19 protein-coding genes and 1 tRNA gene are annotated in these 23,568 nt (G+C 45.2%); 11 read left to right on the top strand and 9 right to left on the bottom strand.

The window, feature by feature from the left end; genetic code table 11:
- Nucleotides 1-662: 662 nt before the first annotated feature.
- Nucleotides 663-827 carry a hypothetical protein gene (locus RID09_RS05305; protein ID WP_446334899.1) on the bottom strand — a complete coding sequence of 55 codons (165 nt, stop codon included), beginning with the start codon at nt 825-827 and terminating at the stop codon, nt 663-665.
- Nucleotides 828-1,517: 690 nt separating this feature from the next.
- On the opposite strand from RID09_RS05305, the gene RID09_RS05300 reads away from it, so the two are divergent.
- The 3 genes from RID09_RS05300 to fba all read left to right on the top strand — a co-directional run bounded on the left by RID09_RS05300 (nt 1,518) and on the right by fba (nt 3,783).
- Complete coding sequence (locus RID09_RS05300) at nt 1,518-2,387, top strand: aldose epimerase family protein (RefSeq protein WP_446334898.1); 870 nt, start codon at nt 1,518-1,520, stop codon at nt 2,385-2,387.
- 68 nt (nt 2,388-2,455) lie between these two features.
- A tRNA-Lys gene (locus tag RID09_RS05295) sits at nt 2,456-2,527 on the top strand.
- Between the two features lie 176 nt (nt 2,528-2,703).
- Nucleotides 2,704-3,783 (top strand): class II fructose-bisphosphate aldolase, encoded by a 1,080-nt coding sequence (gene fba, locus RID09_RS05290; RefSeq protein WP_446334897.1) that lies wholly within the window; start codon nt 2,704-2,706, stop codon nt 3,781-3,783.
- A gap of 526 nt (nt 3,784-4,309) precedes the next feature.
- Here fba and RID09_RS05285 read toward each other — a convergent pair.
- The 4 genes from RID09_RS05285 to ribE form a co-directional block, all read right to left on the bottom strand.
- Nucleotides 4,310-4,873 carry a Uma2 family endonuclease gene (locus RID09_RS05285; RefSeq protein ID WP_446334896.1) on the bottom strand — a complete coding sequence of 188 codons (564 nt, stop codon included), beginning with the start codon at nt 4,871-4,873 and terminating at the stop codon, nt 4,310-4,312.
- A gap of 314 nt (nt 4,874-5,187) precedes the next feature.
- Nucleotides 5,188-9,081 (bottom strand): HEAT repeat domain-containing protein, encoded by a 3,894-nt coding sequence (locus tag RID09_RS05280; protein WP_446334895.1) that lies wholly within the window; start codon nt 9,079-9,081, stop codon nt 5,188-5,190.
- 312 nt (nt 9,082-9,393) lie between these two features.
- A complete protein-coding gene (locus RID09_RS05275) occupies nt 9,394-9,750 on the bottom strand; it encodes a CU044_2847 family protein (protein WP_446334894.1) in 357 nt (118 codons plus the stop codon).
- A gap of 310 nt (nt 9,751-10,060) precedes the next feature.
- Complete coding sequence (gene ribE / locus RID09_RS05270; RefSeq protein ID WP_446334893.1) at nt 10,061-10,762, bottom strand: riboflavin synthase; 702 nt, start codon at nt 10,760-10,762, stop codon at nt 10,061-10,063.
- Nucleotides 10,763-11,301: 539 nt separating this feature from the next.
- On the opposite strand from ribE, the gene RID09_RS05265 reads away from it, so the two are divergent.
- From RID09_RS05265 to RID09_RS05245, 5 genes are all read left to right on the top strand, one after another.
- Nucleotides 11,302-11,808: a bifunctional nuclease family protein gene (locus RID09_RS05265; RefSeq protein ID WP_446334892.1), complete on the top strand. Its 507-nt coding sequence runs from the start codon at nt 11,302-11,304 to the stop codon at nt 11,806-11,808.
- A gap of 43 nt (nt 11,809-11,851) precedes the next feature.
- Nucleotides 11,852-12,979 (top strand): aldo/keto reductase, encoded by a 1,128-nt coding sequence (locus RID09_RS05260; protein ID WP_446334891.1) that lies wholly within the window; start codon nt 11,852-11,854, stop codon nt 12,977-12,979.
- Between the two features lie 129 nt (nt 12,980-13,108).
- Nucleotides 13,109-13,744, top strand: coding sequence for a hypothetical protein (locus RID09_RS05255; protein ID WP_446334890.1), 636 nt, complete (start codon nt 13,109-13,111; stop codon nt 13,742-13,744).
- A 98-nt stretch (nt 13,745-13,842) separates the two neighbouring features.
- Nucleotides 13,843-14,391, top strand: a complete 549-nt coding sequence (locus tag RID09_RS05250; RefSeq protein WP_446334889.1) for a hypothetical protein — start codon at nt 13,843-13,845, stop codon at nt 14,389-14,391.
- 121 nt (nt 14,392-14,512) lie between these two features.
- Nucleotides 14,513-15,382: a sugar kinase gene (locus RID09_RS05245; RefSeq protein WP_446334888.1), complete on the top strand. Its 870-nt coding sequence runs from the start codon at nt 14,513-14,515 to the stop codon at nt 15,380-15,382.
- Here RID09_RS05245 and RID09_RS05240 read toward each other — a convergent pair.
- The 4 genes from RID09_RS05240 to RID09_RS05225 form a co-directional block, all read right to left on the bottom strand.
- Nucleotides 15,366-15,638: a hypothetical protein gene (locus tag RID09_RS05240; protein ID WP_446334887.1), complete on the bottom strand. Its 273-nt coding sequence runs from the start codon at nt 15,636-15,638 to the stop codon at nt 15,366-15,368. The two genes, RID09_RS05245 and RID09_RS05240, sit on opposite strands and share 17 nt — an antisense overlap.
- A 357-nt stretch (nt 15,639-15,995) precedes the next feature.
- Nucleotides 15,996-16,214, bottom strand: coding sequence for a hypothetical protein (locus RID09_RS05235; protein WP_446334886.1), 219 nt, complete (start codon nt 16,212-16,214; stop codon nt 15,996-15,998).
- 457 nt (nt 16,215-16,671) lie between these two features.
- Entirely contained in the window at nt 16,672-17,958 is a 1,287-nt protein-coding gene (locus tag RID09_RS05230; RefSeq protein WP_446334885.1) for a WD40 repeat domain-containing protein, read from the bottom strand.
- A gap of 213 nt (nt 17,959-18,171) precedes the next feature.
- Nucleotides 18,172-18,657, bottom strand: a complete 486-nt coding sequence (locus RID09_RS05225) for a hypothetical protein (RefSeq protein ID WP_446334884.1) — start codon at nt 18,655-18,657, stop codon at nt 18,172-18,174.
- A gap of 107 nt (nt 18,658-18,764) precedes the next feature.
- On the opposite strand from RID09_RS05225, the gene hetZ reads away from it, so the two are divergent.
- From hetZ to RID09_RS05210, 3 genes are all read left to right on the top strand, one after another.
- Nucleotides 18,765-19,928 carry a heterocyst differentiation protein HetZ gene (gene hetZ / locus RID09_RS05220; RefSeq protein WP_446334883.1) on the top strand — a complete coding sequence of 388 codons (1,164 nt, stop codon included), beginning with the start codon at nt 18,765-18,767 and terminating at the stop codon, nt 19,926-19,928.
- Nucleotides 19,921-21,036, top strand: coding sequence for a hypothetical protein (locus RID09_RS05215; RefSeq protein ID WP_446334882.1), 1,116 nt, complete (start codon nt 19,921-19,923; stop codon nt 21,034-21,036). Before hetZ ends, RID09_RS05215 begins: the two co-directional genes overlap by 8 nt.
- Nucleotides 21,037-21,159: 123 nt before the next feature.
- The gene (locus tag RID09_RS05210; RefSeq protein ID WP_446334881.1) at nt 21,160-23,481 is read left to right on the top strand and encodes a transglutaminaseTgpA domain-containing protein; all 2,322 of its coding nucleotides are present in this window, start codon (nt 21,160-21,162) and stop codon (nt 23,479-23,481) included.
- Nucleotides 23,482-23,568 lie beyond the last annotated feature (87 nt).

Here is a 23,568-nt window from a genome sequence, read left to right as displayed (position 1 = left end):
GGGAGCAAGTCGCTCCAGTTTTTAGAATAATTCAGGGACAGTTTTTATCCAAGCTTGGCTTCGGATAGCTTGACTCAATTTTCCCTCATCAACTGCTCCCATCCCTACTATTGTCATATTTCCCAGTCAATGCTTAAAAGCTTAACTGGCATTCAACCGAAATTTGGAGCATGAATGCAGGGTGTTTTTCACTAGACAAAAAAACCTTAAGATATTCAACCGAATTGGGACAACATTGGCTATAATTCGGCTCAAGGTAAAGGTGGAGAGCAATTTTACCTGTGAGCAAATAACAGATATTCGAGGGATTGACATTGGTAAAAGGCAAGACCAAGGAGAGTAAACCCAAGGAGGGGAAACCGTGTATTTCGCCATTGAGATTAGCGCACTTTGATCCAGGTCGTACATCCTGGCTGATAGGTATTTTGTATTAGACAGTGACATCATCTTACACTGACCCTAGGAATACAGTGCAAGCTTCCCTTAGCGTCACTTTTTGGCGACGCTTTTGGCATTTTACAGTCAGGAACATGGAAGAACCCATTTTATGAGCGACTCAACCTTGTAGAAGTTTGAGTTTCTGAAGCTTCATCTGACCAAGTTGCTGTAGTCTTACAACCTCAGTAGAGCTTGAGTCATCGACTGAAAGACGAGCGTTGTTCCTAACCTCGATTGTTATCACTAACAACACTATCAGTATAGCGTATACTTGATAATTGGCTATCCATTCCTACCATGTAGACGGGTAGGGAACTAGAGCCAATTAGGTTAAACTGGCGATTCATCCCGACGCTGGCATAAAAGTACGGCGCGGGATGAATCGCCAAATCTAGTTAAATCCAGATTTGTGTGAACCGACGACTCCCTTAACGGGCATCCAGCCTAGCCAATTCCAAAACTTGCCCTGAAACGTGAGTTCAAACCCTTGGTTACTGATTACTCTGTACTGAATCCCTGTTGAAGTTGGGGCTTTTAGACACCTGTTATCGCGCTTTGCCTATTTAGATCAGGAAATGACAGAAACCGGTTATCATGAGCCTCCCGCTCAATTTTACCAGACTTCACAGCCTCATAAAGGACAGTCAAAGCCTCAAGATCTGCTGTTTGATAACCTTTTATTTCCAGAATTTGCCGGATTAGCCCCTCGGAAGCAACGCTGAGGCAGCCAGTTTTCAGAGCGGATTGGACAAGAGTGCGAAGAATCATGGTAACCAAGCATTTGTAATCATAGGGGTAACCCTAACACTATCCAATATCTCCCTGTTGAAAACATTGATAAGTGTCATTTGCTTGGTGTGATTCTCAGCTCAATTTAGAGTGATATGTGTCACTCTAAAACGAACTTATCGCCTGTAGGCACTCCTGAACCCTAAGATTACAACAATTGCTTATGTACTATACTAAAGGCTTTTTGTTAAGAATTTGTAAAAATAGGACAGTTTTTTTGACAAGAGTTTGTTAAAGTTAGTCGTGCCGCTAACTCCAGCCGCTCAATTATTAAGGAAATCAACAGACAGATGTTTGCGATCGCCCTGAGACAGGAGCAATACTCAACCTATATCCTCACTGCCCAAGACTCCCAGTCTCGGTTGGAAGTCGTTCCCGAACGCGGTGGTCTGATTTCTCACTGGAGTCTTCAAGGTCAAGACATCCTCTACTTTGATGCCGAACGGTTTCGAGACCCGACGTTGAGCGTGCGGGGGGGGATTCCGATTCTCTTTCCCATCTGCGGCAATTTACCGGACAATACCTATACCCACCAAGACAAACAATATCAGCTCAAACAGCATGGTTTCGCCCGCGATTTACCCTGGCTGGTTACAGAACGAGTGACGAATGACTTGGCTAGCCTAACCCTAGTCCTCAATAGTAACGACCAAACTCGCGCTGTTTATCCCTTCGACTGGCAACTCAGCTTCACGTACCAACTTCAAGGCAATACCTTGACGCTTCACCAGCGCTACACTAATCAGTCTCCAGAGGTGATGCCCTTTTCCACAGGAGTGCATCCGTACTTCTTAACTTCAGATAAAACCAAGCTGCAGTTTGAGATTCCGGCGGCGGAGTATCAGGATCAGCAAACCGGACAAGTTTACCCCTTCACGGGCGGCTTTGATTGGAGTGAGGATGAAATTGACGTAGCCTTTCGGCAAATCACGGGTAAATCGGCAACGGTGATCGATCAGCAACGGCGGTTAAAACTCACCTTGACCTACGGTGAACCCTATTCAACTCTCGTCTTCTGGACGGTTAAGGGCAAAGACTACTACTGTTTGGAACCCTGGAGCGCTCCCCGCAATGGATTAAACACAGGAGAAAATATCACCAAGTTGTCTCCTGGAGAGAGTTTGGAGACTTCGGTGCAACTCAGCGCCACTTTTTTTTGAAAAACCCTCTACATTTTTGGTGATTTCTGCTATTGTAGAAAACGGCGCTTGAAAACGCTTACAAGTGTGGGTCGCTAGCTCAGCGGTAGAGCACTCGGCTTTTAACCGATTGGTCTTGGGTTCGAATCCCAGGCGACCCATATTTCAGTATCCATTTTTTCATAAACGGAAACTATGGAGTTCATCAAGAAGCCTAATGTTAGAATCTTGACCAGATAATTTCCTATAAACTGAAAAATATCTTAAGATTATTCTAAGAATTAAGTTTCTAGATACGACTAGCTGACAAAACACCTAAAGTTAGGAGGACTTTTTTATGGCGCTCGTACCCATGCGGTTGCTTTTGGATCATGCGGCAGAGAATGGCTATGGCATTCCAGCATATAACGTAAACAACATGGAGCAGATCCTGGCGATTATGGAGGCTGCTGATGAAGCTGATAGTCCCGTGATTTTACAAGCCTCTCGCGGCGCTCGCAAGTATGCAGGTGAACTCTTCCTGCGCCACTTAGTCATGGCTGCAGTGGAAACCTACCCCCATATTCCTATTGCCATGCACCAAGACCATGGTAATGGTCCAGCGACTTGCTACTCAGCTATCCGCAATGGTTTCACCAGTGTGATGATGGACGGTTCCCTGGAAGAAGATGCCAAGACTCCAGCTAGCTTCGAGTACAACGTCAATGTAACGGCTGAAGTGGTAAAAGTTGCTCACTCTGTCGGTGTCAGCGTTGAAGGGGAACTAGGTTGTCTCGGTTCTTTGGAAACGGGTATGGGTGAAAAGGAAGATGGTCACGGTGCGGAAGGTAAGCTATCTCGCGAACAGTTGTTGACTGACCCGGATCAAGCCGTTGAGTTTGTTGAGCGCACTCAAGTTGATGCTCTAGCCGTAGCAATTGGCACAAGTCACGGTGCTTACAAGTTTACCCGTAAGCCCACGGGTGAAATTCTTGCCATCAGCCGGATTGAGGAAATTCATAGCCGTCTACCCAATACCCATTTGGTGATGCACGGTTCCTCCTCTGTACCCCAAGAGTGGCTGGACATGATCAACCAATATGGTGGTGCAATTCCTGAAACTTACGGTGTGCCTGTAGAAGAGATTCAAAAAGGCATTAAGAGTGGTGTCCGTAAGGTTAACATTGATACCGACAATCGTTTGGCAATCACCGCAGCAATTCGCGAAGCGGCTGCCAAAGATCCTAAGAACTTCGATCCGCGCCATTTCATGAAGCCTTCTATTAAGTACATGAAGCAGGTTTGCTCAGATCGTTATCAGCAATTCGGTACGGCGGGTAATGCTAGCAAGATCAAGCAAATGACTTTGGATGAGTTTGCGGCTAAGTATGCCAAGGGCGAGTTAAGTGCTGTTACCAAGCAAACTGTAAAGGCTTAATCGTTGACCGGGTAACACCTATTTATAGCGAATCCCCCGTTAACAGGCGGGGGATTTTGTTGGTATCAGAAGATCCGCTTACTCCTTTAGCTCTCTAAAAATACCTAAACCTTCGATAGAAGAGGGAGCAGGGTTTGTAGGGGCGGGTTTAACAGATAAGTTTCTGTTGATGTCGGATAGCTTGACTAAACCCGCCCTTTTAGGGGAAACAGGAGAAGAGCAAAATAAGAAATTTTCTACCGGGAAGGGAGTAATCGCAGGATGGAGTATTATGCGATCGCGTCATCATGATTAGTTGTCCTGTGAATACACAGTCTGTTCATCTTGTCAAGGGTGACTAAATTAAACGCCCCAAATGCTTCAAGATTCTCAACACTTCATAGAGATTGTTACGATAGTGCGATCGCGTGGCAAACAAATCCGAAATTCCCTACAGCGCTGTCTTCGCTTATGGCACTAAAGTGCCTACTACGAAACCAGCTTAAGTCAGTGACATTCACCTTAACTTAACTGTAGCGTAAGGATATTATTTTCCAGCTTTTAACCAAGCAAATACCTGAGCAACAGTTAGATTTAAGTCCAAAAATTCAGGTATCTGTAAGAGATCATCACCTGTCATCTCAAGGGGTTGTTGTCCCGGCAAGAATACCAGAATTAACCGCTCATCTGGGTCAATAAACCATCCTAACTGAGTACCGTGTCTTAGGCAATGGAGGATATTTCTGATTACCTTTGTGGCATTCTGATCAGGGGAGAGAATTTCAATTGTCCAATCGGGAGAAAGCGCGAATACATTTTCGATTTCACCGTTAGCATCAATAGGTATTCGTTGCCATTGAAATACGGTAACATCAGGAACAATTGAACGCCCGCCAAAGGTGCAACGTAGTTCAGGAAAAGCGAGGGCAATTTGCGACTCTTCAGCGACTTGATTTATCTTATTACACAGTTGAAACTGTAGGCGAGAGTGTTTGCCTTGAGGCATTGGTTTTTGGTAGATGCGACCATTAATAAATTCACTGGCAGGTTTTGTCTCTGGCAGGTTGAGGAATTCGGCTAAGGTAATGGTTTGATCTAGGGTAGTTGTCATCGTTGTGCGATCATCGCCTCCTTATTCCTGAAGTCGTAAAACTCTGGCTGTGATTGGCATAACAGACTACTGTCGTAGCACACCTTAATTGGTGGATGAGAATTGTAGGGGCGCAAGGCTTGCGCCCGGTTTAAACGTCAAATCCAATGGTTAGGCTTTTGAGCATGAATCAACCCGGTAGAGATTGTTTATTGTATCGCGTCATTGTAAAAACAATCTGTAGGGGTGGGTTTAGGGATTAACTTGTGGGATGTAACCGATAACTGTTGTACAAAACCCGCCCTCCCCCAGTTCAAAATCGCATCCTAAACCAATCACCCAGTTGAGCGTATTTCCCAAGTCTTTTGTCTGATCAATCGCCCAAGACGCTTTATCATTGCCAATATGGGTGAATAGCTAGACTGAACTAACTCAGGATAGACGGGAATAAAAGGTAGATTTTCCTTGCCAAATCGAATCGCTAATGTCTGAGCTAGGGAAAATATGTCATCATCATAGAGATTGATTTCCAGGGACTTAATTAGCTTAACCAATGTTTCTGTATTACCTATTTTTGCTAAAGCCTCTGCTGCTTCCCATCTTACATGACGATCTGAATGATTGAGGGCAGCGATTAAACCGTCGATAGATTGAGCATTATCTATCTCTCCCAGAACCTGTGCCGTCCGCCATCTTACATGACGATCTGAGTGATTGAGGGCGGCGATTAAACCATCGATAGCTTGAGTATTACCTATTTTGGCTAACGCCTTGGCTGCATTGAGCCTGACATACAGATCTGAATCATTGAGAGCATGGATTAAACCCTCGACAGCTTCGACGTCACCTATATTACCCAAAGCCTCTACTACCTTTCTTTTCACGGAACTATTTGAATCATCGAGGGCATCGATTAAACCTTCAATGGCTTGAGCATCACCTATCTGAGCTAAAGCCTCTGCTGCCATCAATCTAACGGAATCCTCTGAATGATTGAGGTCATCGATTAAACCCTCGACAGCTTGGACATCACCTATCTGATCTAAAGCTTGTGCTGCCGATATTCTCATGAAAAGATCTGAATGATTGAGAGCATTGATTAAAGTATCTACAGCTTCGGTATTACCTATCTGACCTAAAACCTTTACTGCTGAACCTCTCACGAAAAGATCTGAATGATTGAGAGCATTGATTAAAGTATCTACAGCTTGAGTATTACCTATCTGACCTAAAGCCATTACCACCTTGATTCTCACCTCACAATCTGAATCATTGAGTGCAGCGATTAAACCATCGATAGATTGAGCATTACCTATCTGACCTAAAGCTCTTACCACTTCTCTTCTCACCTCACGCTCTGAATCATTGAGTGCAGCGATTAAACCATCGATAGATTGAGCATTACCTATCTTAGCCAAAGCTTTTACTGCATGCCATCTCACGAAACTATCTGAATTATGGAGGGCAGCTATTAAACCATCCACGGCTTGAGCATTACTAATTCTACTCAAAACAATTGCTGCTTCCCATCTCACCAAAATATCTGAATGATTGAGGGCAAGGATTAAACCCTTTTCCGAATCATAGAGAGCATCAGTTAAAGCATCTACGGATTGGATATTGCCTATCTTTGTCAAAGCCTCTGCTATCTCTTGTCTCACGTCAATAGCGGAATCATGAAGCGCGACTTTCCACCTCTGAAGCATCTGCGAATTTACTTGACTCAGCGCCACAAGTGTGGAGGTGATAAACCCAGCCTTTGGATAAGACAGCCAAAACTTGTACAGTCTATTAATTACCTTAGTAACCAAAGGGTGAGAACATTCTGAACACTCCGCCAGACATCGCCCCGCCAACAGTAAAAGCGTCTTAAAAATATCATCCTTTTCCTTCGTAATCGCTTGCAGCAAAGGAATCGGATCATCCATCAATCCCGCCAGCAAACTTAGGGTTTCATGCCAGTCATAGTCCCAAAAATGCTGCCGCGCTAACGCCACCCCATTCTCAACCCGACATAAATAAGCTGCTGTCAAATACTCCTGAAACGTGCGGTGGAGAAAAAGATAGCGATCGCCCCCTCTATCTAAGAGTTGAATAATACCATCATTCTCAGACAACTCCTCAATCAAACTCGCCGCACTCAGCGATTTAAAATCACTGCACACCTGCTCACTTCCCAGATAGTTTTCTATCTTGCGCCTGAGTTCGTCTATGGAAAAAATTTCCTTGCCTTCAGCACTAAATTGATAAGCCAGTTCCTGCAAAAGCTCTTTTTTAGCTGATACTCGCGCCTCATTCACCCATTGTCGATGATTGTCAATTCCCCATTTACCCAACATATAATCCACGGCTTTACCATACACCTGAGTTCGCCGTGCTGGAAGCGTCAATCCTTTGACTTGATATAAACTACACAGTAACGACAATAATAATGGATTTTGAGCCAATCCCCCAATTTGGGGTTTATGGCGGAGTTCTTCAATCAATCCCTCGGCTGAGACAGAATCATCTTCTAGATAACCCGCCGCATTTTTAAACCAGGTTTGAATATAGGCTTCGGTTTGCTTTTGACTAAACGGAACAATTTCTACTTCTTTCGCCTCCTGCAAAAAAGCACCGCCATAGCCAACAATGCGAGAGGTGCAAATCATCGGACAGTTATAATTGCGGGCAAATCGGTTCAGCTTTTCGGCTAAATGAGTCCGATTCTGTTTGGGGACTTCATCTAAGGCATCTAAGAGTAAGTAACATTTGCCGTTCTCTAATTTTTCTTGTAACAGTGTGTCGATAGCCGGATAGTTTTTTGGATAATCTCGCTGAATCAGTTGCGGGATTGCTTCTATGATTTCTTGGGGAGTTTCATCCAAATCGGATAGGCGCAGAAATAGGGGGAATATTACATCATCGATTTTCCTGGTTTCTACCTTGTTTAAGTTGACAGTTGAACTCTCACCCAAGGCTTTTTGATCCCCCCTACCCCCCTTCAAAAGGGGGGTTATATGCGGAAAATCTGGTTCTCCGTTCGGTACAATATCAGCGCCGCTTTCTTTAGTTTCTCCCTTTTTAAGGGGGGTTATATGCGGAAAATCTGGTTCTCCGTTCGGTACAATATCAGCGCCGCCTTCTTTAGTTTCCCCCTTTTTAAGGGGGACGGAAGGGGGATCTATAAGGTTAACAGAAGAGAGATCTAATCGAGAAGAAATCTGGGGGGTTAGGTTTTCCCTCTCCTGCTTAGCAATTAATCCCGCCTCCATTTTTAATAACGTAGACTTCCCCATCCCCGGATCAGCCAAAACCATTACTCTTGAATGCTCTTTTTTCGCCTCTTGCCAATCCACCTGAGTTTGTCGCGATTCCTCAATCGCTTCTACCCCACCTTTCAGCGCATAAACTCGTTTAATTTCTGCCTCAGATTCCGCATAAGCCCAATTCGTTTCTACCTCATGCTTATATTTCCGTTCCAGTGTCACTTGAATCGGAATATATTGCTCTTGCAATACAACTTTTTGCGGTGTGTGGAAAAAGCCAATGGATTTAAATCGTTGATCATTTTCAATCGCGTCCAGAAATTGACAAACGGCATTTTTCTCCGGTTCTAACCCCAGTGCATTTAAACTATCTAAACAATTGTCCCAGCGAATCAGATAACTTTCATCGCTTTTACTACACTGAATCACGCCCACCACACCACCCAAGTCTTCAGCAAAAACAGCGCCGCCGCTAGTTCCTGGATCAACTTTCGTATCAATTCGATGAGACAGAAAGGTAGACTGTTCTTGGGGTAATCGATTCCAAGGATTTGTCGCGGTTACAGTTTGGATGCGATAGGTGGGTAGAATTTTAACAGGCGCACTGGGGCGAATGGTTGGCGCGGAAAAGTTAATCCCTTCGGGAAAATATTTCTTTTGCGAGGGCGGAAATCCATAAACGGTTACTGAGGTTGATAAGTGTTGCGGATTAATTATCGGTACGGTGGGGGCGTTTTCAATATTTATCTTGAGAATGGCAATATCGACATCGGGATTGGATAAGGCTTCGCACCATTGCGCCTCGTATTCCCGCCCCTGATATTCTACTATGAGGCGATCAAGTAAATAAATAACATGGTGACAAGTGACTAAGTAACCATCAGACCGAATGATGAAACCTGAACCTACGGTTTCTCCTTTAGCGGGATTCAGGATTTTCACCATGGATTCCCGGAGTTGGTCAAGACCATAGTAACTCATCTTAAACTGGGATGGGGTTGACGTTTGATGGGATAAGCGCGTCAATTTGTAGGGGCGGGTTTTACGACTATCTTTTCGGTTGTACCTAGATGCAATTAAACCCGCCCCGATTCTCTGGTTTGGTGTTTTCCGGTGAAGTGTTAGGTATGGGGGAGTTATCTTATTTCATCATAGATGATGTTTGGTTCTGGTGTTTGGGTATGACGAAAGGATTGGGTTGGGTTCTTGTAGTTTGATAGGCTAAAGCCATTACTACAAACAACAAGAGCATTGGGTTGGGTTCTTGTAGTTTGATGAGCTAAGGTTCCCTTACTACAAACTGGGTGGATTTTTTTGACTTAAATCCCATTCAATGGTGACTTTGACATTGGCTTGGGCGGTTCCTTTGGTGACAAAGGGTATTCCGGTTTCTCCCCCTGTTTGTAAGCCAAATTCTAAGGCAACTTTACTCGGTGAAAGGTTATCACTCAGTCCCTGTTTCACACTGTCGAGTACCAGTTTAGAGTAACTTTTGACTGTACTCTTCATGGTTCGTTTTAATTTATTTGTTCTCTCTTGAATATCATCAATAAAGCCCACGGCTTGCAGTTCATCACTGTCTTCGTCATCATATTGGATATAAATGGTTTCGCCATCATCTCCAACAACTTCTGTTATTCTATTCGTCATCGTTCATTCTCTCCTGTAAGTTCGTAGTAGGCACTTTAGTGCCATCAGCTTCCCACCACTGATGACCAAGTTTTAACCCAACGCCATTTTATCTCAGAGCAAGGCGTAATAATTGCTTATATCCTTACCTTTATGGCGACAACTATATTTCCAAGATAAACGCTATTGTCTGAAGGGGTAAAAAAACCATAAAAAATAGTGAGGAAGAAACTTATATTCTGTACGACATAATGCGATACGGAATGATCATGCTATTTGAGTTGCCTGTGGACGTCAGCCTGAGTTCCCCACACTTTGGCTACTTCATAATTCACAAATACCCGTGTTCGGCGAGAAATTCAGGTGAAATATCATCTGTAGATAAAGAATTCACACTCTTGACTTGATCCCCTAGTAATAGTAATTTCTCAACATACTTACCTAAAATATCGCTTTCTAAGTTCACCCACTGTCCTAACTGCAAATAACTCAAATTGGTTTGAGCATAACTGTGGGGAATAACTGCCACCTTAAACCAACTCCCTTGCGGATCACACTCAGCAATTGTCAAACTGACGCCATTGACAGCAATACTCCCCTTCGGAACGAGAAAACGAGCAACATGACGCTGCCATAAATTTTGTAAGGATGCCGGTGAAGTAAAACATAGAATCCAGGAATTTGTTGTTTTTACAGAGTCCTGGAGAGAACCAATCCCATCAATGTGACCTGTGACAAAATGTCCCCCTAGTTTACTACCGACTCGTATTGATGTTTCCAAATTGACATAGGTAGCAGCTTGATGCCTTTGCCCCAGAGTAGTGCGGCTTAATGTCTCATCGGAAGCTGTTGCCACAAACCCTTGGGACAAAATTTCTTCCACCGTCAAACATATTCCATCAACAGCTACACTATCACCAATGGCTAGATCGTCTAAAATCACGGCTGCCTTGTCAGGAAGACAAGTCAATTGAAAGCGATCGCCGCCTAGCGGTTGCAGGGTGCCTAGTGCTTGAATTAATCCTGTGAACACGATTTGATCAAAGTAGCGGGTCGCGGATCACCGATTATAGAGGCTCCGTGATAAAATGGTTTTGGGGGTAGTGAAGGGGAAGTTTCACTGAGGAACTCTTTTTAACTAACCAGTGTTTAATGATTAGTCCTACCCTAATACGGCAACATAAGTCAAGCTAAAGTTGCAATTCAATCACTTGAAGCACTTAGTTCATCGCTTATCAAAACAAGTCTATACCAATGTTAGGAGGCAAAGCAAGGAGGTGGCAGTTGATCAAAGCGAGGGAGATTAACCGCTAGAGAGCTATTGGGGACAAGGATGAACGGTTATGTGTTTTTTTTGATAAAGTCCCGAAACAAACGTCCTGAGACTGGGGCATACTGGGAGAATACAATCTCGTTGATCTCCGCCCAATTTGATACTAGAGGACTGATTCTGGGGTTAATCGGTGAAGTCAGATAAGCTAGTACAATTGTTCTACTTTAAATCCATCCCATGGGGCTTTACTGCTTCGCGTTGATGCCCTCGACGCCGACTGTATTCTAGAGGCTAAGCTAATGATTGAAATGAAAGTTGCTGGAATTGCATTAGATGCTGTCACCCGTAGTCCAATCGTGCTGCTGAAAGACTCACAAGAGCGACGCGCTCTCCCGATTTACATTGGACAAGATCAGGCAAAAGCAATTATCAGCGCTTTAGAACGCCAAAAGGCTCCCCGCCCTCTGACACACGATTTGTTTGTGAGTCTCATGGAAACATGGGACATGAAGTTAGAGCGGATCATTATCCACTCACTCCAAGATAATACCTTCTATGCTATCCTCTGTGTGCGTCAGGGTGAAGTGAAAAAGGAAATTGATGCTAGACCCAGTGATGCGATCTCGATCGCGCTTCGCACGGATAGCCCAATCTGGGTGATGGAAGAAGTGATCGCGGATGCGTCAATACCCGTTGATCGAGATGCGGATGAAGAAGAACGACGAGCTTTTAGAGAGTTTGTCTCCAATATCCGACCGGAAGACTTTTCCCAGCATAAAGGATTTAAAACCGGCGGTGAAGCTTAGGTGGTCATTGCTCATGGAATGGTAAGGGGATGGTAAGTCACAAATGCGTTATCGACGGTTTGGGAAAACCAATCTGTGGCTATCCGTATTTTCCCTAGGAACCATGCGCTGCTTGGCGGGCGAGTCAGATGCTCAATTTACCGTACAACACGCGATCGCGAAGGGGATTAATCACCTAGAAACCGCCCGCAGTTATGGTAAAAGCGAGCAGTATTTGGGGAATATCCTCAAAAAATTACCCGTACCACGAGAACAACTCACGATCACGACTAAGCTACCGCCAACGCCTGATCCTCAAATCATGGGTCAGTGGATTAATGAATCCTTAGAGCGTCTACAGCTAGACTATCTGGATTGCTTAGCCATTCATGGAATCAACACCTGGGAACATCTGACCTGGGTTGAGTCTCCGAGAGGCTGTATGCAGGCAATACAAGACGCATTAGCAGAGGGTCAGATTAGACACCTCGGCTTTTCCACTCATGCTCCCCTAGAGGTCATAGTAGCAGCAATCCAGACCAATTTATTTGAATTTATCAACCTACATTACTACTATATCTTTCAGCGCCATAGTCCAGCCGTAGAATTGGCGCACCAGAAGGATATGGGTGTGTTTATCATATCTCCGGCGGATAAGGGCGGACGACTCTACACCCCCCCGGCGAAACTCGTCGAACTCTGCTATCCCTTCTCACCATTAGAGTTAAACTATCGTTTTTTATTGAGCGATCGCCGAATTACCACCCTGAGCGTGGGACCTGCTAACCCAAAGGAATTGGACGCCCCATTAGCCGTTGCGGAGCGGGATGACTCCCTGACTCCCCAAGAAAGTGAAGTATTTTCCCGTTTAGAAACCCAAGCTGAAACGGCTTTAGGAACAGACCGCTGTAGCCAATGTTACCAATGTCTGCCTTGTCCGGAAAAGATTAACATTCCAGAAGTATTAAGGCTGCGGAACTTAGCCGTGGCTTATGATATGACAGATTACGGGCAATACCGCTATGGCATGTTTGAAAATGCAGGACATTGGTTTGCTGGGGTTAAGGGTAATCGTTGTACAAGCTGTGGTGACTGCTTACCCCGTTGTCCGGAACAACTCGATATTCCTGGTTTGCTAGCCGATACTCATCAACGTCTCAATGGATCTCCTCGGCGTCGGCTTTGGGGCTAATGGTACTTGAAAGGAAACCGTGATCATACTACTTTGGGAAAAAAGAGACAGATGGAATTAAAAAGCTCAAGGAAATTAATTTCTCTAGAAAAAAGTTCCTCCTCCAGAATAGTGGGTTGAGGTGATCTCATGAAAAGTGGAAAAAGTCGCAGAGAGAAAATCCCAAAATCGAAGAAGCGCAAATTCTCTAGCTTCAGGAAAGGCGAGGCATTTCAGTACGTTGGACTCATCGATCTGCTACCTTGGATACTGGAAACTGAACCCGTTCCACTCAGTGCCTTTTTCCAAGAACACCTCACCCGACTCAACCGCCACTTCGATCTTGAAAGCTATGAAGAATCCAAAAAGCTTTTGATTGATGCTATATGCGATGAAGCCATTAACCCTTGTGAGCGCCTCAAAATCTGGAAAGGAGCGCAGCTTGAAAGCGATCAGCTAGCGGGATATGTAGATTACCTGATTGCTGAACGTAAGCGATTTCTAGATATGCCGATGTTGTGTATCATTGAAGCCAAAAAAGATGATTTCGAGCAAGGGTTAGCTCAATGCCTGGTAGAGATGCAAGCCTGCCAGTGGAACAATCAACAGCATAACAATGACATAGATATTCTGGGCATTGTTACGAATGGCGAAGGCTGGAGATTCTACAAGCTCGCTATCGAGGGTATTGGGTATGAAACGCCTCTGTATTCAACTGGAGATATGGAACTCTTACTCGGACGGCTGCGGTATATCTTCCAACTATGCCAACAAAATCTTCCCTAATTTAACTGGTGAGGGGTTTGGGGAGCTATAAGTCCCACGCCATAATCTTTGATTTGCTGTGGGAGGATGTCAAGAACTCATACAATTAGAGTAAAGAAATGATGATTAAATCAGTGTTCAGTCAGTTGGGGCAATTAAAAATTTGGCTCATCGCCATTTCCTTCCTGCTGTTGATCACACCAACAGCAACGGCGCAACGCACTTCTGCACCAATACCGTCCTTAGTCCCCCTAGAAACAGAACTACTAGAACCTGAGGCTGTCCTACCTCCCAATATCATTACAGCCAGTACAATCTCCCAGCAACATATTACAATTCCCAGCCTTTGGTGGGCAGAAGATCAGTTTGATGAATTTGGCGGTAAACTGCTCGTGAACTGGCTCGCTTACCAAGATGAGCAGCGGGTGGATTTGGTTGTTAGCCGTCAACCGTGGACGCTGCTAAACTACTTAGAACGATACAGCTTCATTAATCATTTCGGAACTGTTGCTAGAGACTATAACTATAATGTCCGAGTCTTCAATGACCGAGCCGAACCCTTAGCTACGTATACCTGCGATTACACTACTCTAACTCTGCCATCTTGTGAGGTTTTGATGTTTGAAGGCTTAGGACCTACGGGTTTACCCGTCGAACGAATTCCTTAAAGGGGAGATTGTAGAGGCGTTCCGGTGGAACGTCTGAGAAACAGGCATGATCTGATTGATGAGATATCAAGTAACCCCTTATGATTATCTCGTTAACCGCTATTTCTCTAATCTACAATCAATGGCAAACAATGGGCTTTTCGTGGGTATGGTCACATTAGACCTGGTTTACCTTAGCCCTAAACTACCGGGTCAAAATGAAAAAATTGCTGCTTCTGATTATACCGTGGCGGCTGGGGGTCCAGCCACAAACGCGGCTGTCACATTTAGTTATTTAGGCGATCGCGCGACAATCTTAGGTGTAGTGGGAACTCACCCCATTACACCCCTGATCCGTTCCGATTTGCAAGATCAGGGAGTAACTCTGGCTGATTTAGATCCAACAGTAACTAGTCCCCCACCCATTTCTTCAATTATTGTTACCCAAGGGACTGGCGATCGCGCTGTGGTTTCGATTAATGCGGCTAAGATTCAAGCGGAGATTGAGCAACTACCGCCCGGTATTGACACGGATATTGATATTGTGATGATTGATGGTCATCAAATAGCAGTGAGTCGCGCGATCGCTCAATCCGCAAAATCCCGCCAGATCCCAGTTGTCTTGGATGGGGGAAGTTGGAAACCCGGATTAGAAAATCTTTTGCCTTTTGTCGATTATGCCTTATGCTCAGCGAATTTTTATCCCCCAGACTGTCAAACTCACAAAGACGCGATCGCTTATCTTAGCGCTGCTGGAATTCCTCACATTGCGATTACCCATGGGGAAAAACCGATTGAGTACCTTACTCTGGGAATATCGGGTCAATTATCAGTCCCTTGTATTGATGCGGTTGATACCTTGGGAGCCGGTGATGTTTTTCATGGGGCATTCTGTCACTCTATCCTCAAACATACCTTTACTGAAGCCCTAGTTGCTTCAGCAAAAGTTGCCGCCCACTCTTGTCAATTTTTTGGCACTCGTCAGTGGATGGCGTCTAATTCTTTAACCTGAAGTTAGTTACTGAAAAAGACGACGGAGAATCAGCACAACACCGCTGTGCTGAAAGTTCATTAACGATTTGCATGCGTCCCTTGCTCAAAGCACGCAGCAGTCTATCAATGGACTGTCTCTCTTCTTCTGTGAGCGAGTCTTCTAACATGGCTGCCATGAGTCCATATCTATCAGCCAGTGTAATTTTACCAGAACAACTTACTTGAGCAAATAAATCAGCAATTGCGCCCGGTATAAGTTGGACTTTACGTTTCATGTTACTCCGATAAATGCAACCATTTTACTATGAGGCATTTGCTAAGTTTAAAAAGTGATTTAGGTTTTTTTTATTGGTGATATACGTCAAGTACTAATGTGATTAAAATCTGATAGGCAAGTGACTAAATCAGCATTCAACTGTAACTTAATTGCCATAGTGGCGTGATATAAATTAGTTCTATTTAGTGAGATAAATCACAACATTTCTAACTAAACTGTAAGTCGCTGCTCCCCCAGCCAAACTATCCCATAAAAAAGAGACATTTTTTAGAAACGTCTCCACAAGTGATGGTAGTCATTTTAAATTTTCCAATAAATGTACCTTGAGCAGAAAATCAAGGGAAATTAATAAGTATCACAAAACCATTGAAATTTTATCCACGATATGCATACGTCCACGACAGAAAGCATGGAGTAATCTATCAATAGAATTTCTTTCTTCTTCAGTAAGATCATCCTCCAATAAAGCTGCCATGAGTCCATACCGATCTGCCATAGTAATTTTCCCACACATACTAACTTGAGCAAATAAATCGGAGATCGCGCCCGGTAAAAGTCTGATGGGGACTTGCATAGGACAACTCAGAACTCAACATTACCTAGTATGAGGAGTATTGTCAAAGACTACCGTGATGATAAGCTGAAGCGTCTGTGATATCGTGCAACTTAAAAGGTGATTCAAGTCTTATTGAGCAGTGATATAAGTCAGCTTGTATGATGAGATGAGCTTTAGAGTCTTTTCAGAATTATAAGAATTTCTAAATCCGCTTTGGAGAGAATTTTGGATTTTACAGGTTAGCCCAGAACTTAGACTTTTTTCTACCGATAACATTAATTTTAGCCGGGAGTATCCAAGGGAGTGTGATTAAACTTTACTAAACTTATTATTAGGAAGCCAAGGTAGGGTGTGGGGTGTGGAGTGTAGCCCAATTAAATAGCTTCAATCCCTGTAAGGAAAAGGCTTTTAATTTGTTGTCACACCCTGACTTTCCCCTAATAAATGACGAATGACAAATAACCCCAATTTAACGTCAACTCAAAACGCGCCAAACCTTGATCGTTTTATCAGAACTGCAACTGGCTATTGTTTTACCATCTCGGCTCAGTGCCACTGAAATAACCGAACTCGAATGACCCCTCAAGGTGTGGATTTCTTTTCCCGTTTTCAGATGCCAAACCTTAATTGTATTGTCAGAACTACCACTAACTAAAATTTGCCCAGCTGGACTAACAGCAACCGACAAGACGGAATCGTTATGACCTGTAATCGTGCGAATTTCTTCCCCAGTTTTCAGATTCCACACTCTAATTGTATCATCATATCCCCCACTCACGAGGGTTTTTCCATCGGGATTAATTGCCACCGAAAGAACAGAATTTGTATGTCCGGTCAAGGTGCGGATTTCTTTACCTGTTTTCAAATTCCAGACTTTAATCGTGTCATCAGAACTGCCACTAACTAAACTCTGTCCATCTGGACTAATAGCCACTGACAATACGGCGTCAGCATGACCAAATAACGTGCGGATCTCATATCCAGTGATCAAATCCCACAGCTTAATCGTACCGTCCGAACTAGCGCTGGCTACAGTTTTGCGGTCAGGGCTAATAGCCACCGATAAAACTGAATCCAAATGTTCATCAGCCGTCATTATTGAGTCGCCCGTGTTTAAGTTCCAAATTTTCAGGCTATTATCAGCACTACCACTAATTAACGTTTCACCATCGGGGCTAATGGCAACAGAAACAACTGAATTGGTATGCCCTGGAATTGTGCGAATCATCTCTCTAGTTTGGAGATTCCACAGTTTAATCATGTTGTCATAACCGCCACTGACTAAAGTTTCGCCATCTGGACTAATGGCAACCGATAACACTGAGTCAGAAAAATCATTAAGCGTGAATTGGTGTTCAATTAATTCATAATTCAAAACAGCAACTTCCAAGGGAGGTAATGGCGTTGACTCTTGGTGAGTTTCCGTGTTGAGAGTGGGTAAGGGCTGATCCAGTTGCGGTAGCAGTTGTTGGAGTTGCTCATGCAAATCCTGCCGTTCCTGTTGTGCCTGCTGAAGCTGCTGTTGAATTTGAGATAACTGTTCTTTGAGAGGAGAAAGCGTTTGCCAAACCCCTTGGGAAAATGACCACTTTGCCCACATCTGCCTCGCCCAATCCAATTGAACTGACTGCTGCTGCAAAAATTCTGAGGGTACAGACTGCACTAAGGTGGGTGGATAGGGGGTCAAATCCCACCCACAGACAGAGCAACAATTCACATTGCTTGGGATATATTGGGTTTGACAAACAGGACATTCAGACATGGTCATCCTCTGTGATATAAATTACAGGCGTTGAAACTGGATAACGACTATAACCGCTTACAATAGAAAAGCCAGGGTTTTCAGAAGAAATAACAGCCGCGTTGGTTGACCAAAACGTCAAGGTTAGGGAAACCTCCAGCACCGAAGCAGCGGGCGAGTCGATCGCGTACCCATCAAACCCCTAGAATTTTAGCGGCTGTAGGTTAATTTAAATCAAGCAATATCTGGGGGGAGGTTGCTAGGATATGACCGAGGTGCTGAGTAAGTATGCTGGAGCTGGGTTTGAACCAAGCGTTGCAGATCCTCTCGACGCACCTCAGTTCCGGCTGTTAAATTACCAGGTGTATCAAAGAAAACGGTGCTATTTACCGTGTCAAGCGCTAACATCTGGAACAAAATATGAGTGACTGGCACAGACATAGCGACGATTTGAGGGTCCCAATTGGATTGAAAATCAGCCGCATCTTTGAGTGTAGGAAAAGCATAGACCACATTTTTTTCGACCTCAGGCTGGGCACGATTACTCAGGGTCGTTACCACCCAACCTTGATCCAGAGTTTGGAGAATATGATAGTCCGAGTGGTGTAACTGACTGGCAAGCATGGTTAGAACAGGGGCAATCGCCTCAACCATTTTCGGCGTCGTCCCATCAGCAGGGGCATTGTCAATCAGGGCTTGAATCTGTTGGGTTAAATCCATCGAGCGATCCTCAAGCGAGTAAGTCTTACTGCTATGTATGAGTCTAAACCCAGATTAAAACGGTTGTTGCGTGTATGTGTTAGGGTCTTTGTGAAAGAATGAACATCATGAGGGAAGTCTGCCAGGGCGTGGAGGCTATTTTTCAACTGCTATTTAACGAACTCCGGCAGTCTACGACTGCATCGGAGCAGAACTGTCAGGATGTAGCAGCGCGTTTAGCGAATGAAGTCACTCGAATTTGTAATGAAAGCCATCGAATTAAGACGTCTGGAGATGTTGAAAGCTGGGCGAAGACCCTAGCCAACCATCGCCTCAAACAAGTCTTAAACTATTATCGCCTTGGTTCTCACCGGGGACGAATCGAACTCCAGAGTACATTGAGTGCGATCGTCTACCGCTATATTACCCCGTCTCAAACCCCAGCGAGCTATCAAGCCCGCGTTACCCTGATTGAAGATTTCTTACAGGGATTTTATGTAGAATCTTTAAATGCCTTTCGGCGTGAGACGTCCATTGAAGATAATTATCGTCCGCGATCGCTACTAGAGTTATCGGAGTACATGGCGTTTACCGAACGGTATGCCAAGCGGCGTATTCCCTTACCCGGACGGCGATCCCAGCAACTGCTAATTTTGCGGGCGCAAACCTTTTCCCAACAGCAACCCCCAGAAACCTCCGTAGACATGGATACCGCCGCCGAAGGGGGTACTCCCGATTCAGAAAATACCTGGAATGATGCGGCGATTCAGCAGGTGCGAGAGGTGATGGTGGCTTCTGAACCTGAACCCTTAGAAGCGAACCTGCGGGATAAGGTGGTTGAGGAATTGTTTGCCTATCTTGAAGAACGACAACAACAAGACTGTGCTGACTACTTCACCCTGCGTCTACAAGACTTGCCGACGAGCGAAATTGAGGAGATATTAGGATTAACCCCCCGTCAGAGGGATTACTTACAGCAACGATTTAAGTATCATTTAATTCGGTTTGCCCTTTCTCACCGTTGGGAACTCGTCCACCAATGGCTAGAAGCCGATTTAGAGAAAAATCTGGGGTTGACCCCCCACCAGTGGCAGCTATTTCAGAACAAAATTGATCCCCAACAGAGGGAATTGCTTAACCACAAGCAGCAGGGTCATTCAACCCAAGAAATAGCCCAAGCCCTAGGTTGTACGGTGACTCAGGTTGACAAGCGATGGTTTAAATTGCTCGAAATTGCCTGGGATATTCGCAATCGTTCAGTATCCGGATCAGGTGCATCGGAAGATGAATAGTGACATAAACAATAACTCGGACACCCTATACAGCCGCTTAATGGCTTGGCTGTTACAAGAGTCCGTTCCTGCTGCTACAACATCAATCAGTGGTCAACCCGATGGGTTAGACCCTACCGATGAGCTAGAAGCAGCGGATTTTCAATTTGATGAGTTAGATCCACTGGACTTTGAAGACGTGAACATTGCACCCACTATAACTGGCGAAATCGCTAATGACCACACACGAGTGGGTTCCGAAAACATTCCTACTCGTGAGGACATCGAACTGGGCGGTACAAACCGCCCCTACAACTTGGGAGATATGCCGATCGTGCAAAATCGTTTTGAGGCGCTAATTAAGCGCAAACTGCAAGTTGAAATTGAGCGTCATCCCCCCTTGTTTCCCTGGGAGACGGATCGTTTTGAATATGAACCTGAGATCTCAGACAGTGTAGCCCCAAATTGGGTTCCATCGGTTCAGTTATGGACTCCCCAACTCTTGAACCTACCGCTACCTGTTCCCATCCCCGAAAACGTTCTAGTTACCCTATTTAACGCTTGTTCGGAGTCAGTCTATTCCCCCTATCAATTGGGGCGAAAAATGGTCAAGGCGGTGGAAAATTTATTCCCCGCCCAATTCCAGTTGCTCAATAATCAAGCTCAGATGGTACTGTTGTCTTCGGGATCAGGTCGTGATTCTGAACAACTACAACTGTTGCTCAAGCAACTCCCATCCCCACCCTATGAACAAGCAACCCCAGAGCAACAGATGATTCTGGCATTGTTAGCGGCTAAAGAGATTATTAGCACGTTGACAGTACCCATTTCACCCAACCAGACTCCGGTTGAACGCCAGTGGCAAACCTCTGTCGGCGTTGTCACTGTCCAAGCTGAGTATCAGATGCAAGAAGGTGTTCCCACACTGCGGGTGATGAGCCATCTGCCTGAAAGTGGCAGTTTGACCTTGCGTACACCTGAAGGTTCAGCCGTATCTGAGCGTACCTACCCCGGCTATGTGAGTGTTGAAGCCTTCGATTTGCCGCCGAATCAAACCTATCCCCTGGAAATTCGGTTCCAAGACTCAGACGAAAACCCCTTGGTTTTTGCTATCTACCCAACCCTGTAAGGGTTAAGTGCTAGCTGTTAGCCGTGGGAGCTTCTCTCACTCCCGGCTTTGGACTTAGATACAATACGATTGAACCCGTGAATTAAGCTAACAGCCATCTCGCGCACAAGAGAGTCAATTGTTATGTCGAATCCTTCAGGGATGCAGCGAATCCGGCGTCTACCTGGTTTAAATCAGGTGTGGCAGCGTCTTGGCACAATGCCACTGCCTCAAACCGAAGACTCGATAGGATTACGAGTCCTCGTACAGGGGCTAGTGATTGTGGGAATTGTCGCCACAGATATCGCCGCTGAGACTCAGATGAGCGCCTGGGCTGTACCGTTGTCCATTATTGGAGCAACCTGGAGTTGGTATCGTCGCCGCCATCGCAACATTGCGGTCAAGTTCTTTTTGGCGATTGGGATGCTAATCGCTATGGGGGTATTCTTTAATAATTTATTAGCCAGCCTCAATGATACCCGCCTCGTTCTCGCAGAATTATTGATTCAAGTACAAGTTCTCCACAGCTTTGACTTGCCCCGCCGCAAGGATTTAGGCTATTCCATGGTAATCGGGTTGATTTTGTTGGGGGTGGCAGGAACCCTGAGCCAAACCTTAGCGTTTGCCCCGCTACTGTTGATATTTTTAGCCATCGCTTTACCCACACTCATCCTCGATTACCAATCCCGTATCGGTTTATCGCCAAAGCCAAAACGTAAAACCTCAAAGGAGGGGGCTAAACGTTTCTCGCCACTGTCACTGCGACGGTTGAGTATTTTTTTGTTAGTTATTATCGCCTTGGGTTTGGGGATTTTCGCCCTAATGCCTCGGTTTCCCGGTTATCAACTACAAACCTTTCCCGTCAGTGCGCCGTTGGATTTGGATGAGCAAGATTTTGAGGGGAATAATCGGGGGGTGAACAATCCCGGATATGTGAGTGAAGGTGAGGGGACGGGTGGTGAGGGAACATCTCCCAGTCGCGGTGCGGGTGAAATGGATGAGACATTTTACTATGGTTTTGGTACCCAAATTAACCAGAATCTGCGAGGCGCCCTCGAGCCGAAAGTCGTCTTGCGGGTGCGTTCCCAATCCCCTGGATTTTGGCGGGTGCAGGCTTTTGACCGCTATACGGGTCAAGGATGGGAATTGTCTCGCGAAGATCAGGTGTTGGAAGTGACTCGTCCCCCTTGGTCTTATCGGTTTCAACTCTATCCCACCAGCTTTAATCTGGGTCGTACCAAAACGGTAATTCAAAGTTATACTGCCGTATCGGAACTGCCTAATATTATTCCCGCCCTGAGTTATCCCAAGCAACTCTATTTTCCCACAAGGGAAGTAGCCATTGATACAGAAGGTAGTTTGCGATCGCCTCTAGCTTTACTTGAAGGATTGACCTACACGGTGATATCCGAAGTACCAGTACGCGATCGCACCCAACTCCAACAAGCCCCGGACACTTACCCAGACAATATCCAAAAATACTATCTTGATATTCCACCAGAAATCGCGGATAAGGTGCGGCAAAAAACCGAACAACTCTTAGCCACCTCCCCCAAACCCCTCACCTCCTCCTACGAGAAGGCGTTGTATTTGGCTCAAGAGGTTAAACGACGGTATAGAATTCCAGATAACCCCTTGGAACTTCCCTTTTTACAGGAAGACGAAGATTTAGTAGAAGCGTTTCTATTTAAATACGAAGGCGGTTATCCAGACCACTTTTCCACTGCCTTAACCATCATGCTGCGTTCTATCGGGATTCCGGCGCGGTTAGTAGTAGGATTTGATACCGGTCAGTTTAATCCCTTCACAGGCTTATATATCGTCAAAAATACCGATGCTTACGCCATGACGGAGGTCTATTTCCCCAACTATGGCTGGTTTGCCTTTGACCCCATTCCCGGACACGAATTAGTCCCCCAAAGCGTAGAAGACACGGAAACCTTTAGCGTTCTGCGTCAGTTTTGGCGTTGGGTAGCAGGTTGGTTACCCACACCCGTAAGCAATTTTATCGGAGAATTGTGGAATCTAATTATTGGTTCGCTGCTACGGCTAATCGTGGGACTGTGGGCGATGCTCTCCAGTGGTTGGATTGGGTTGTTTGGCGGGTTAATTTTAGCCATCGCGGTGGGGTTCGTAGGTTGGTTAGGTTGGGTGCAGTGGCAAACCTGGCGTTACCGTCGCTGGTTAGGGAAATTACCGCCCATGGAACGGCTTTACCAGCAAATGTTAAAGGCTTTGGGGGCTAAAGGATATATTAAGCACCCCGCGCAGACGCCGTTAGAATATGCTAGAGTCATGCGTCAGCAGCAATCCTCTGACTCAGCCGCCGTGATTGATGAAATTTCTCAGGCTTATGTACGCTGGCGTTATGGTAAACAAACCCCTAATATCGATAATCTGCGACAGCGACTGCGCCAGTGGATTAAAACGACTCGTCGATTGGGGACGAGAGATTTTAGGAGGTGAATTTTTCCGGGAAGTCTCGAATCGGTACAGGAATTGAGTTATCCTTTGCCTGTCATCCTTCCCTAAACAAACATTTTAGGAGTTTCT

It is taken from the genome of Coleofasciculus sp. G1-WW12-02 (assembly GCF_040219735.1).
GTDB lineage: Bacteria > Cyanobacteriota > Cyanobacteriia > Cyanobacteriales > Coleofasciculaceae > Coleofasciculus.
This window is presented reverse-complemented; position numbering and strand designations above follow the sequence as displayed.

Bases quoted from the DNA above. Each gene is read 5' to 3' on its own strand.
- RID09_RS05215 (WP_446334882.1), top strand. From the start codon at position 19,921: ATGAATAGTGACATAAACAATAACTCGGACACCCTATACAGCCGCTTA.
- RID09_RS05240 (WP_446334887.1), bottom strand. From the start codon at position 15,638: ATGAAACGTAAAGTCCAACTTATACCGGGCGCAATTGCTGATTTATTT.
- RID09_RS05225 (WP_446334884.1), bottom strand. From the start codon at position 18,657: ATGGATTTAACCCAACAGATTCAAGCCCTGATTGACAATGCCCCTGCT.
- RID09_RS05275 (WP_446334894.1), bottom strand. From the start codon at position 9,750: ATGACGAATAGAATAACAGAAGTTGTTGGAGATGATGGCGAAACCATT.
- RID09_RS05265 (WP_446334892.1), top strand. From the start codon at position 11,302: ATGATTGAAATGAAAGTTGCTGGAATTGCATTAGATGCTGTCACCCGT.
- RID09_RS05300 (WP_446334898.1), top strand. From the start codon at position 1,518: ATGTTTGCGATCGCCCTGAGACAGGAGCAATACTCAACCTATATCCTC.
- RID09_RS05230 (WP_446334885.1), bottom strand. From the start codon at position 17,958: ATGTCTGAATGTCCTGTTTGTCAAACCCAATATATCCCAAGCAATGTG.
- RID09_RS05260 (WP_446334891.1), top strand. From the start codon at position 11,852: ATGCGTTATCGACGGTTTGGGAAAACCAATCTGTGGCTATCCGTATTT.
- RID09_RS05285 (WP_446334896.1), bottom strand. From the start codon at position 4,873: ATGACAACTACCCTAGATCAAACCATTACCTTAGCCGAATTCCTCAAC.
- fba (WP_446334897.1), top strand. From the start codon at position 2,704: ATGGCGCTCGTACCCATGCGGTTGCTTTTGGATCATGCGGCAGAGAAT.
- RID09_RS05245 (WP_446334888.1), top strand. From the start codon at position 14,513: ATGGCAAACAATGGGCTTTTCGTGGGTATGGTCACATTAGACCTGGTT.
- RID09_RS05280 (WP_446334895.1), bottom strand. From the start codon at position 9,081: ATGAGTTACTATGGTCTTGACCAACTCCGGGAATCCATGGTGAAAATC.
- RID09_RS05235 (WP_446334886.1), bottom strand. From the start codon at position 16,214: ATGCAAGTCCCCATCAGACTTTTACCGGGCGCGATCTCCGATTTATTT.
- RID09_RS05210 (WP_446334881.1), top strand. From the start codon at position 21,160: ATGTCGAATCCTTCAGGGATGCAGCGAATCCGGCGTCTACCTGGTTTA.
- RID09_RS05255 (WP_446334890.1), top strand. From the start codon at position 13,109: ATGAAAAGTGGAAAAAGTCGCAGAGAGAAAATCCCAAAATCGAAGAAG.
- RID09_RS05250 (WP_446334889.1), top strand. From the start codon at position 13,843: ATGATGATTAAATCAGTGTTCAGTCAGTTGGGGCAATTAAAAATTTGG.
- hetZ (WP_446334883.1), top strand. From the start codon at position 18,765: ATGAGGGAAGTCTGCCAGGGCGTGGAGGCTATTTTTCAACTGCTATTT.